General features: G+C 51.7%; 10 protein-coding genes. 2 read left to right on the forward strand and 8 right to left on the reverse strand.

All coding sequences use genetic code 11. The features are described 5' to 3' along the window. The 4 genes from CFLAV_RS18320 to CFLAV_RS32630 form a co-directional block, all read right to left on the reverse strand. The coding region (locus CFLAV_RS18320; protein WP_150107483.1) for a hypothetical protein at positions 1-824 on the reverse strand (824 nt) is incomplete at its 3' end. Positions 825-860: 36 nt separating this feature from the next. Then, complete coding sequence (locus CFLAV_RS18325) at positions 861-2,393, reverse strand: hypothetical protein (protein WP_007416283.1); 1,533 nt, start codon at positions 2,391-2,393, stop codon at positions 861-863. A 6-nt stretch (positions 2,394-2,399) separates the two neighbouring features. Further along, entirely contained in the window at positions 2,400-2,831 is a 432-nt protein-coding gene (locus CFLAV_RS18330; RefSeq protein WP_007416284.1) for a hypothetical protein, read from the reverse strand. After that, positions 2,828-3,382 (reverse strand): RNA polymerase sigma factor, encoded by a 555-nt coding sequence (locus CFLAV_RS32630; protein WP_007416285.1) that lies wholly within the window; start codon positions 3,380-3,382, stop codon positions 2,828-2,830. The genes CFLAV_RS18330 and CFLAV_RS32630 overlap by 4 nt, the downstream gene beginning before the upstream one ends. 262 nt (positions 3,383-3,644) lie before the next feature. Between CFLAV_RS32630 and CFLAV_RS18340 the strand changes: the two genes are divergently transcribed. Next, a complete protein-coding gene (locus CFLAV_RS18340; RefSeq protein WP_007416286.1) occupies positions 3,645-6,443 on the forward strand; it encodes a hypothetical protein in 2,799 nt (932 codons plus the stop codon). A 26-nt stretch (positions 6,444-6,469) separates the two neighbouring features. Here CFLAV_RS18340 and CFLAV_RS18345 read toward each other — a convergent pair whose 3' ends face one another. Genes CFLAV_RS18345 through CFLAV_RS18360 form a run of 4 tightly spaced genes read right to left on the reverse strand, consistent with a single transcriptional unit; the run spans position 6,470 to position 10,127 of the window. Further along, positions 6,470-8,041: a hypothetical protein gene (locus CFLAV_RS18345; protein WP_007416287.1), complete on the reverse strand. Its 1,572-nt coding sequence runs from the start codon at positions 8,039-8,041 to the stop codon at positions 6,470-6,472. 20 nt (positions 8,042-8,061) lie between these two features. Beyond that, positions 8,062-8,493, reverse strand: a complete 432-nt coding sequence (locus tag CFLAV_RS18350) for a hypothetical protein (RefSeq protein WP_040549367.1) — start codon at positions 8,491-8,493, stop codon at positions 8,062-8,064. A gap of 10 nt (positions 8,494-8,503) precedes the next feature. Beyond that, complete coding sequence (locus CFLAV_RS18355) at positions 8,504-9,016, reverse strand: RNA polymerase sigma factor (RefSeq protein WP_007416289.1); 513 nt, start codon at positions 9,014-9,016, stop codon at positions 8,504-8,506. A gap of 55 nt (positions 9,017-9,071) precedes the next feature. Next, positions 9,072-10,127, reverse strand: coding sequence for a Gfo/Idh/MocA family protein (locus tag CFLAV_RS18360; RefSeq protein ID WP_007416290.1), 1,056 nt, complete (start codon positions 10,125-10,127; stop codon positions 9,072-9,074). Positions 10,128-10,301: 174 nt separating this feature from the next. On the opposite strand from CFLAV_RS18360, the gene hpnI reads away from it, so the two are divergent. Beyond that, positions 10,302-11,408 carry a bacteriohopanetetrol glucosamine biosynthesis glycosyltransferase HpnI gene (gene hpnI / locus CFLAV_RS18365; protein ID WP_007416291.1) on the forward strand — a complete coding sequence of 369 codons (1,107 nt, stop codon included), beginning with the start codon at positions 10,302-10,304 and terminating at the stop codon, positions 11,406-11,408. Positions 11,409-11,585 lie beyond the last annotated feature (177 nt).

An 11,585-nucleotide genomic window follows, 5' to 3' on the forward strand; every position in this document is an offset into this window, starting at 1 on the left:
CCTTGCGCAGAAGGATCTTCCAGGCGTTGCCCCAGGTTCAGGCCCATCTGCAAGGCGGCTTGTGCCGACGCTTCATCGCCAGCTTGCCGGTAGGAATTTGCAAGCTCACCCAGGTTTCGACCCAATCCCTTTAATTCCGCCAACTGCGGAAGCGGCTGTCCCATCACCGCTGCCGCCTTGGCTTCAGCCTCTGAATAACCCGCAGCGCGATAGGCTTCCTCGGCATTCTGCATTGAATCCATTGAATAATCCTGCCACTTCGATTTTCCGGAAGCAGCCACAAGGTCCTGGACTGCCTGATCTGTTTGACCGGATTTGAAATGATCGAATGCGGAGACGTAATCTCCCAATGCGTTATCGGGGGCGGATTGTTTTAAATTATCGATCCACTGGCGACGTTCCTCGGGAGAGCCGTTCTGGTAAATGGCGACGAAAGCCACCCGTGGGTCATTAGGAAATTTTTCCCTCGCTTCCTGCAACAACGATGCATCGCCCGTGGCGCGGAAGGCAGCAAGGAGACTTGCCGCACTTCGATGGTTCGCATCGAGGTAAGTTTGGAGCTGGGAAAGGTTCAGCTTTGGCAGTTCCTTCCCGGCACGCAAGAGAGCAACTATATTGGTCGGCTGCAACTCCTCCGGCTGAGATCCTGTAACTGGCGCGGTGACGAGCATCCGCGGCGCGGGCAGGCGTGGAGTGAGATTGGTTTTTGAAGAAAGCAACGCAACCGGTTCGACTGGCGCTGGTGCAGGTTGCCGCGAATACTTGAAGATGATGAGCCCTGCAGCGGCCATTATAAGTAGTATGGCAACCAACCTTGCTTTCATGCCTCACTATAACTCGCAAGCCACAGGAAAAAAGATTTATTTGACCGGATATTGCGGCCAGGCCCAGTCGCCTTCCTTCAGTTCAACACTTGGAGTGGACCCTTTGGTGAATGCGATCGTTCCCCCGTCGTCCATTTGGTTCCAGCCCACTGAATAAAAGATGAAGTGCTGATTATCCATGCGCCGATAATGAAGTGGTTCCCCATTGACCACATCATGCGGGATTTTGGCAATGAATTGCGGCTTCAGTTCCTCCAGCGAAGACGGGAATTGATGGTGTGCCAACCGATACCGCTCCAAGGCACAGGCCAGAGCTGCAAGGTCGACTGCATTCTGCGTGTAGCCAATTTTCATGGTAGCTTTTTCAACCGCTGGAAAAAGCAGTTTGGCAAAGACCTGGTATGGGAAGGGATACTTTCTCATTTCCAGGTCCAATGCGTTCGTTTGATTCAGTTCAGGATGAACCCGAGTCTGTTCTGGTGAAAACATTGGCATCGAGACATCCTGGTAGAGGTGATTTACAGTCAGTTGATTTTGGTAAAAGAAGAAACTCGGCACCAGATGGGAAGGCATCGGTCCAATCCCACCGATGGCTTGCAATTCACCCGCGTTTCGTTTCGTTCTGATCGCGTCCATAAATTCATTTCCTAAAGCTCTTTCGCCCCGGATGGCATCGGCACCTTCGGAAATCAGATCGTATTTGCTAAACGCCTGTCCCAACTCAGCCAATTGAGCATCGGTCCACTTCTGTTCTCCCAACCCTTCCCAGACAGGCTGAAGTGCTAACTGCACGATCGCGATACGGACCAATTTGGAGATGAGGAGCGGCTCATCTTTGATGGCATCCGCGAGATATAACGTCATGCGAATATCCGCGAGAGCGTTGTCGGTGTGCCCCAGCGCCAGTTCGGCAGAAGCCCGGACCGAATATATCACAGCGAACTTTCTAAGAGGCGCAAGATGCGGCAGAAGCGCCGCAAAATTGTCTTCATAGCGTATTTTGAACCTTGAATTGGGCCGTTTGCTGGCCTCCTGTAACTCGTTTAATACCGACTGGTACTTTTCCACACGCTTCAGTATCTCTTCCGCCGCCTGGGTACGGGACAACACAGGCTTCTCAGCTTCCGAATTCTTGTTCGTATTGAAACCCGCGGCCAGCTTTGGCAGGTCTGTGACATGCCCCTCCTGCCAGCCCTTGCGCTCCTTGAGCACGGGAGAATCATTGGCAAACTGTTGAACCCGATTCACGGCGTTCGTATCCGCCCAAGCTGATTCACCCGGCTTCCGATTAGGATTCAATTCGAACAGTGGTGCGAGAAACGGCGTCTGTGCAAAGTTTTGATCGTCTGGCACCGGTGCTGGAATCAACCCGCCGATACCTAGTTTCTCACCTTTAGCCTCCAATTCCGCCTTATAACTTTCCCATGCACGTTTGGCCCGCCAGTTCTCTTCCACGACCAGCAAGGCCACGAGTGTTACAATCCAGAGCAGCCCAATGATGCCGTAGCGCAACACGCGACGACGAAGGGATTTTTTTGGAGCTGGTGATTCGGCACTGCTGTTTTGCATAAAAATTTAAACGATGCGGATGTATTGCTTTACCTCGCTACGCGGACGGCGTTCGAGCAACGCGGGATCGACGGGTTGGGGGCTTTCAGGAGAACCAATGAGTTGGGTAAAGAGTTGCTTCTGCTCCTTCAAAGTGGCGATCACTTCAGGCGAAGGTGCAGGCGCCTCCGCAAGCATGGGCGAGGAGTCTCGCGTGGCGAAATGTACTCCCAGAATAATGAGCCAGACTCCCGTCAAGCCAACGAAATGAGGCCGCAACGATTGCAGGAATTCACCGAACCATGAAAGGGTCTGAGGCTTCTGCATTAAGGCGTCCGGATGGGCAGCGCATTTCGATTTGCCATCGCAAACCTCGGCGAGTGCTTCGGCACGGACTGCATCGAGCTTCGACTCGATTCCTTGATGTTTTTCAAACAAGACTTCACGGGGGGTTTTCATGATGTCCTTTCTTCAATTAATTTACGCAGCGCCTTCTTAGCGTAGTGAATGCGGGACTTCACTGTTCCAATCTGTGTGCCGGTGATGCCTGCAATTTCCTCCAATGAAAATTCCTCCACGAAGTGCAGCAACAACACGGAGCGATGCGCAAGTGGCAGTTGATTCATCAGTGCCATGAATTGTTCCTCCTCCTCCTTGCGAATGAGCAGCGCTTCCGGCCCGTCCTCATAGTACAAATCGTTTTCCTGCTGTTCCTCGATGGGCACCTCGCTCTCCCGACGTCTTCGCCAGTGTTGAATGCACTTTTGATGTGCGATGCTGAAAAGCCAGGAACCAAACTTCTCGTCCTTTTGCAAACTGCCGATGTGCCGAACCGCGTTGATAAACGTTTCCTGCACAATGTCCAGGCTGGTTTGTTCATGATGAACGAGTTCAAAAACATAGACGTAAAGAGGCATTTGGTAGCGGCGGAAAAGGGTGTCCCACGCATCCGGTTTCCCGGCTCTGGCATCCTGAACGGGCAGTTGTTTGTCGTCGGCCACCACTAGCATCTATACAGGGTAGAATGCCGAGGGCGAGAAAAGGTTCAATTGCTTGAGTAAAATATTGGACGCTTGATCGACGACAATGGTCAGCAAACTTGCAATCGGTTCAGTGGAAGCCCCGTCGAACCATTCATTTAATCGATTGCCGACACAATTTTATCAATTACCATCCCAGCGGTATCACGGCATAAGCTCGCCGAGTGAAAAATAAATTTTATTCAAATCTACAAGGAAAGTCGCCCCTCCTCATCCTCCTTGCGAACACACTATGAAATTGAACCGTCTATCCTTTGTCTGCGTAATTATCAGCATTTCACTGGTGAAGTCCGCGCTGGCGGAAGACGCTTATTATCGAATGCGCTGGTCGGAGATTCAGTTTACTGAAGGCGAATTGCCAAAAAACGTGCCCTTCTCCATCTCTTACCAGGCTTGGAACCAGAGTGAAGCAATGGAACCCTATGCCACGCTCGACGGCCAAGGGGAAGTATTTCTGGCCGGATATGAAACCCTGAACCGTTGGACCAAGCCGTCGGAGATTTACAACCAAGGATTTCTGAACGTATGCGGCCCGAAAGATCAGCTTATTTCAGGACATCTCTACCTGCCCAAACCGGACCAGCGTGGCATGGTTTCCCTGGCTTTTAAAGTCACCCCGTCCGCCACAACCTCAGAAGCGAGACAGGAATTTCTCAAAGCAAAGCAAAGTCATTACCATCGATTGCTGCAACGTGACGTTCCGGGAGCAGCCTGGTTTCGTCATCAGCAACTGGAGGCCAGCAAGGCCCTCAAAGTCAGCCCCGACGCCACTTCCGTCAGACCCACAAGATTCAATCGACGCTCCGATTTTGAACCAGACGATACCTACGCCCTCTTTACCGGTGGGCGCGCAATTAGTGAGAATCTGCAACTCGACAGACTTTTGATCGAGACCAAACCGGGAGAACTCGCAGTGGATTTAACCAACATAACCGGCATCACCGTACAGGAGATGGACTGGAAACCATTGATCAAGGATGTTAAAATTGAATGCGATCCGCTGGCAGCTTCAATTCCCGCCGACCAGCATGCATTATTCTTTCCTTCTTTTACCGCCATGACACAGGTGATGGATGAGGCGGATGCTCATGGAACGCCCTTGCTGCAAATGTTTGAATCACGCTCCATCGACACGGATTCGCGCGGGCGTTATGAGAAACAATTGTGCCTGGGCCTGAATGAGCTGTCGCGGCGCTTTGGACCGCAGGTAATCCGCAGCATTGCCTTCACTGGATCAGACCCTTATCTACGGACCGGAACGGACATTGGTATAGTTTTTGAGGCCACCCAACCGGAAATGTTGAAAACCTTTCTGCTGGCGAGACAGGGTGCCGTTGTGCAGGGAGACATCAAGCCTGTCCGGGGCGAAATTCTGGAAGCGAGTTATTCCGGCGTAGTTTCACCGGACCGGAGCATCTGCTCTTATGTTGCCAGCGTTGGAAATGTTGTTTTCGTCAGCAACTCCCAGTACCAACTCGGTCGGTTGATCGAAACAACCAAAGGAAAACGGGCCAGTCTGGGTTCGCAGGATGAGTACCTCTTTTTCCGCAATCGTTATCCCCGCGGAGACAAGAAGGAATCCGCTTTTCTGGTCTTGAGCGACGCCACCATCCGGCGCTGGTGCAGTCCGCAATGGCGCATTGCCACCGCCCGACGCACCCGTGCCTTGGCGGGCATGACTGAAGCTCAGGCCACCTCGCTTGATGCATTAGTAAAAGGAACGGTGAAGCCCGGCAAAGTTGAAACAAGTTTGACGACGGCGGATTCGGAAGGCTTGACCGTCAATTCGCAAGGTGTGCTTTCGAGCACCTATGGGACCCTGTCATTTCAAACTCCGATCGCTGAGATGCCAATGACCAGGGTTACACAAGCAGAAGCGGACGCCTATAAGCGCTGGCGAGATACCTACCAGCAGAACTGGAGCCAATATTTTGACCCTATTGCCGTCCGCTTATCGGTATCTCCCGAGCGCATTGGCGCCGAGGTGACGGTGATGCCATTGATCACCCGCAGTGACTACGCTGAATTGGTACGGCTGAGCAGCGGAGCCAGTATTCCGCCAGGAGCAGGAGATCCTCATTCAGGGACGCTGGCTCATCTGGTAATGGCGCTTAACCCACAATCCGAACCAGTCGTGCGTGCCAGCAGTTTTGTTGGGACGATGGCCCCCAACATAAAGGCAAATCCTCTGGGTTGGCTGGGCCATGCTGTGTCTTTGTATGCGGACGAGGATCCCTTCTGGGAAGAACTTGCCCAGTCGGAAAAGCCCGAGGACTTTTTGGAGCATGAATATCATCAATTGCCTGTAGCGCTGCATTGTGACGTGAAGAATCCACTGGGGCTGGCTGCTTTTCTGACCGCCTTGCACGCCTACGCAGATCAATCGGCACCCGGAATGACTCTCTGGGAAAACCGCGAGTATAACGGACAGACGTATGTCAAAATCACCCCTTCAAAGTCGATGCGCGAGGAAAACGAATTGGACAAACTGGCTGTTTATTATGCAGTCACGCCAAAGTCGTTGGTGCTGACTTTGAACGAATCGGTGTTAAAACGAGCTGTTGACCGACAAGCAGCACGCAGTTCAACCAATGCAGTTGCCACGGCATCTGAAGCAGCGATTGCACCTTGGTTGGGCACCAATTTATGCCTGCAGGTGCAGCAACATTTCCTGAAGACACTCGAGGGCGCAGCCAGGGAGGAATATCAGATCAAAATGCAGAATCTTGCCTGGAGCAACCTGCCCATCCTTAACGAATGGAAGCATCGGTTTCCCAATGAAGATCCAGTGAAGCTCCATGAACAATTCTGGCAGACGAAGTTAATCTGCCCGGCCGGAGGTTCGTATGTGTGGAACGAAAAATGGCAGACGATGGAATCGACCGTTTATGGCCATCCGGGCGAACCAAAAAGGGGACCCTCTGAAATTGGCCCATTCGCGGCTATCACCAGCGCAAATCTGGGATTGAGCTTCGAGACAAATGGACTTTCCGCCAAGGCAGTTCTTAACCGAACAACAGGCAAGCGTTAACGGCATTCATTGATTGTTGGTACAACTCATTGACTGGGATACTGTGGCCAAACCCAATCTCCCTGGGTAGGATCGATAGACTTGCCATCCTTGCTGTTAATTGTTTTGCCGCCATCGTCTTTTTCGTTCCAGCCAACGGAGTAGAGCTCAAATTGGCGGTCATTCGTGCGCTGATATTTGAAGGGTTCTCCATTCACCGTCTCACGGGGAATATTCCCTATGAACTGCGGCACCAGGAGTTCAAGCGAATCGGGGAGTTCGCCACGAGCGAGTCGATACCGCTCCAACGCACCGGCGAGCACGGCGAGATCAACGTCAGTTTGACCCTTGGCGATTTTGGCGGAAAGCATATCAACCGTCGGAATCAGCAAAACCGTAAATATCCTGTGATGCCAAAGCGTGGAAAAGGGGTTTGCCCCTAAATCAGCAACATATTTTGAAGAATTGTTCAATGCCTGTGGATTGACCCTTTTGCTTTCCGGGGTAATGAACGGTAAAATCTTCTCGTTAAAAGTGCGAAGGTAAGAGAGCTGCTCCTGGTAAAACCACCCCTTCGGACTCCATTTGTAAAGGACCCCAATGGCTTTTGGACTATTCTGGTCCAAAGTAACGGGGAGTTCCGAGCCATGATTGCGCATGTACTCGAACAACTGATTGCCGAATGCCGCAGCTTCTGCGTGCAATGTCCGGTCAAAGTGCTTTATCAGAGACTGCTTTTCCAACCCGTCCTGAAAACTTTTAAGCTGATTATCGGACCATTGATGGGCGGCCAATCCCTCCCAGACGACCTGCAACGCATTTTTTGTGATGATGTTCCGAACGAGCACCGAGATTACCGTCGGCTCATTTTCGATGGAGTCTGACAGATGCAAAAGCAGGTTAACGTCTTCGGCGGCGGCATCCGTTTTACCGGAAGCGAGTTCTGCCTCGGCACGCATTTTCAGCACCTGACTCGTGTGATTGAGAACTCCTAGATGCGGAAGCAGGATGGCTGCAGGATTCTCTTCGTCATATCGCAGGTTGAACCGGGAGTAAGGCCGGCGACTCGCCAAACGCACCTCCTCCAGCACCGGTCCGTATTTCTCAAGGTATTTTAAAATCTCGGAAGCCTCCTTTGCGTTGGCCGTTGAATTCAAACCAGCGGAGGTCTTTGAATTGGCTTTCGAATCCGAAGGCGCATCCTGAAGGCTGGTCCTTTTAGCTTCACTCCATTTGACGTATTCATGATCCAGATCTGTTCCAAACTGGGTCGCCCGGTTGTAAGCATTCGTATCTTTCCAGCGTGATTGCCCAGGCTGCAACGGCTCCGGATTAAAATCATACAAAGCAGCTAAAAACGGAGTCATGGCAAAATTCTGTTCGTCCGGCACGGGCGGCGGTATGAATTGATGCCAATCCATGTTGATTCCCCTGGCGGTCAGCTCGCGTTTGTATTGTTCCCAGGCGTGTTTGCCCCGCCAGTTTTCCACCGCATAGAATAAAGCGACCAGGGTTGCCAAACAGGCGAGACAAAAGAGGTAACGCCGAATCATTCTCCAACTAAAGAGACAACGGAGAAATCCACGTTTTTCAATACTGGTTGGCTGATGGTCTGTCATAAGTAGTTCCTTGGTAATTCTCAAACTACAATCACCGTGATACGACGCTCGCTGCGAGGCTTTGGCGGAACAGACTTCGGCAGGTCAACCGGCTCGATATCATGACGATCAACAAGTTCGGCCAGTTCACGCCGCTGTTCCTTGAGTGCCATGATGATTTCTGGTGAAGGTGTTGCGACCTTTGCGACGACTTCTGTCCGGTCTGCAGTTGTGAAATTAACGGCCAGGACGATGAGCCAAATTGCAGCCAACCCTGCCCAGGCTTGCGGACATGGCCAAAGAATGGCTGAGAGTTGATGGTTGAGAGTTGAGAGAAAGGAGGGAGACTTGCTCGTGTCGTGTTGCTTTGGAGCAGCGCTCTTTGCTGCATCAAGAATCTCATTGCGCCACTCGCCGGGAATGGCTCGCATCGACTGTTGCTGCAGTTGTTTTTCGAAATCGTCTGGTTTCATAGCGTTGAGATCATTTGATTTCTTCATAGAGAGGACGCAGTTGCTCGCGCAGTTTGTCTAAACCGTAGCGATATCGGCTGGCCGCAGTGTTAGGTGAAAGGTCCAGGGCTTTCGCGATTTCCTCGAAGGTCAATCCTTCCCACAATTTGAGGTGAACAACCGCACGTTGTTCCGCAGGCAGTTCGCCCAATGCTTTACTCAGCGCAACGCGAAAAGCGGCTTCATCGCGGTCGGTAGCAGGCAAGAAAACCGAATTTATCTCCAAAGCAAGCTGATCGTAATTCTTTTCGCGAGTTCCACGGCGACGAACAAGATCGATGGCAAGGTTGTGCGCCAGATGCAGAAGGAAAGCGCGTTCATCACGAACCCCTTTGAGCAATTCAGGGCGTCGTGCCAGTTTTATAAAGAGTTCTTGCAGGAGATCGCGTGTATCCGCCTCGTTGTGGGTAAAATTGAGCAGGAATGCAAAAAGCGCCTGGGCGTGTTCATCATAGAGGCGCTCAAGATTGCTTTCTGCCGGCATGTTCAAAGAGAAGACGCTGATCAACCGGCAAATTGTCTAAAATTCAAAAAAAAAATTAGCTCAACCGAACTTCCCTGCCTGTCGCCGCCGAAGTGTAAATGGCATCCAGAACTTGTTGCACTTTCAAGGATTCTTCAACAGTAACCGCAGGCTTTTTGTCGTCTAACACACAATTCACGAAGTGTTGTATGCGATCTTCCGGCAGGGGGACCTTGGGTGCTGAGAGCTGAATGGTTTCGTATCCCAGCGGACCATTGCGGAAGAGCTTGGCGGGATAGAGTGACAGACCGGCCGAGGTGCCCAGGAGGTCCACTCCATAATCCCGCCCTTCCGTCGGTTGATGGGCGGCCCAACTGACTTCGAAGTTGACGGTGCGGCCGCTTTTCATCTTCAGCAAAGCCACGCTGTAGTCGTCCACATCGAAAGGTTTTTTGGGATCGATTTCACTTTTGCCCCAGGTGCCGTCGCCCAAGCCCCGATTGCCGAACTTGGCAAAGGTCTGCCCCGAGACACTGGCGACGTCGAACTCGCCAAGCAAGTGCAGACAAGCATCCAACATGTGGACGCCAATATCCAGAGTCGCGCCACCACCGGACAATTTCTTTTGAGTAAACCAGGAGCCGGTGCGGGGAATGCCGCTACGCCGCAGCCAGAAGCAACGAGCATGATAAACTTCACCGAGATCACCGCGTTGCACCGCCATTTTGGCCAGTTGCGTTTGGCGATTGAACCGAAAATTCTGTCCCACCATGATGGTGCGCCGCATTTTAGCGGCAGCATCCACAATCCTGGCTGCCTCTTTGGCGTTCAATGCCATCGGCTTTTCAAGGAACACATGTTTACGCGCCTTAATCGCCTCCAGTGCAACCGGGGCATGCAGGTGATTCGGCAACGCAATCGTAACGGCATCTATGTCCACCTGCTCCAGCAGTTCACGATAATCCGAGTATATCCTGGGGACACGATAGAGTTCGCCCGCTTCGCGTGCACGCGCAGGATTGCTCTCGGCGATGGCCACTGCGCCACCGCGGTGGCAATGCGAAAAGCTCTTCAGATGTTCCAAACCGATGGCGCCAGTTCCGATCACGGCGCAGCGAAGTCTCTCAGCCATAAGTGTGCGCTGTTGATGATTATTGTTGGTGCTACTCTTGGACGAGGGCTTTTTAAGGCTTTTTACTGCCAGAGGTCAATGGTCTTCTCCTAAAAACGCGCTTAGGAATTGGCGCTTGCGGAACTTTCCCCTTATCTCTAGGAAAAGAGCCGCGTGGTTACGGTTTTAGCCATAATGGCCCTCTTAAGTGTGTTACTCGCTTGCTGGCAATGGGTTGCAGCATGGCGATTCCCTTTGCACACGCGCTTGCCGAACCCTTCCTTTCAACCGCCGGTGACCTTGCTGAAGCCGCTGAAAGGGTGCGATACAAAAACGGTGGAATGCCTGAAAAGCTGGCTACAACAGGATTACAAAGGCCAAGTTCAAATTTTATTCGGAGTTGCTGCCGCAGAAGACCCTGCGTGCGAAGCAGTTAGGAAATTGATTAGCGATCATCCGGGAAGCTACATCCAACTCGTTATCTGCAAAGAGGCTCTGGGTTTTAACGCTAAAGTATCCACTCTCATCCAACTATCTCGACTCGCCAGGCACGAAATTATTAGCGTCAGTGACGCAGATGTGTTGGTTTCCACCGATTTTCTGAAAAATGCGGTGGCTCCTTTGGAAAATGCGAACACGGGCCTGGTGAACTGCTTTTATCGTCTCGCGAATCCTTCCAATCTGGCGATGCATTGGGAGGCGATTGCCATCAATGCCGATTTCTGGAGTCAGGTGTTGCAGGGCCAAAATCTGCAGCCACTCGATTTTGCTTTGGGAGCCGTGATGACCACACGTCGAGCGCAGCTAAAGAGTATAGGGGGTTTCGAGGCTTTGGCTGATTATTTGGCGGATGATTTTCAACTTGGCAACCGAATCGCCAAGACCGGAAAAGAAATAGTGATCAGTCCCATCGTCGTTGATTGCCTGTCGCATCCCATGGGCTGGAAGGAAGTCTGGGCACATCAACTCCGCTGGGCACGAACCATTCGAGTCAGTAAGCCCGCACCCTATGCGATGAGCATCATCAGCAATCCCACTTTGTGGCCTCTAGCCTGGTACATCATGCAACCAACACACCGAGTGCTGCTTTTTCTCGCCATCTCCCTGCTGGCCCGCATTCTTATGGCGGAAACGCTTCAGAGCAGATTTAACAAGGATGGCCAGCGAAATCACTGTTGGCTGGCACCCATCAAAGATATCCTTCAGTTTGGCATTTGGATGCAGGCATTTTTTGGCAATAGCATTCTTTGGCGCGGACAGAGGTATCACCTCCAAAAAGACGGTACACTACAGAAGGTGTAGATGCCGAAGGAGCTTCACAAGTATTATTACGCGTCCGTACAGTTGGGCGTAAAATCCAATTTTTCACAAGGCTACAGTGCTATTTATATTGCTTTTCTTAGAGCGTTAACCTAGAAGATGGATTCAATTTTTACATGAAAGCCAGGGTAAATTTCCCATAAAACCTTTAAACAAAGT

The organism is Pedosphaera parvula Ellin514, from assembly GCF_000172555.1.
Taxonomy (GTDB): Bacteria; Verrucomicrobiota; Verrucomicrobiia; order Limisphaerales; family Pedosphaeraceae; genus Pedosphaera.

Coding starts and splice junctions, on each gene's coding strand:
- CFLAV_RS18360 (WP_007416290.1), bottom strand. CDS start 10,127: ATGGCTGAGAGACTTCGCTGCGCCGTGATCGGAACTGGCGCCATCGGT.
- CFLAV_RS18330 (WP_007416284.1), bottom strand. CDS start 2,831: ATGAAAACCCCCCGTGAAGTCTTGTTTGAAAAACATCAAGGAATCGAG.
- CFLAV_RS18345 (WP_007416287.1), bottom strand. CDS start 8,041: ATGACAGACCATCAGCCAACCAGTATTGAAAAACGTGGATTTCTCCGT.
- CFLAV_RS32630 (WP_007416285.1), bottom strand. CDS start 3,382: ATGCTAGTGGTGGCCGACGACAAACAACTGCCCGTTCAGGATGCCAGA.
- CFLAV_RS18355 (WP_007416289.1), bottom strand. CDS start 9,016: ATGCCGGCAGAAAGCAATCTTGAGCGCCTCTATGATGAACACGCCCAG.
- hpnI (WP_007416291.1), top strand. CDS start 10,302: ATGGCCCTCTTAAGTGTGTTACTCGCTTGCTGGCAATGGGTTGCAGCA.
- CFLAV_RS18350 (WP_040549367.1), bottom strand. CDS start 8,493: ATGAAACCAGACGATTTCGAAAAACAACTGCAGCAACAGTCGATGCGA.
- CFLAV_RS18340 (WP_007416286.1), top strand. CDS start 3,645: ATGAAATTGAACCGTCTATCCTTTGTCTGCGTAATTATCAGCATTTCA.
- CFLAV_RS18325 (WP_007416283.1), bottom strand. CDS start 2,393: ATGCAAAACAGCAGTGCCGAATCACCAGCTCCAAAAAAATCCCTTCGT.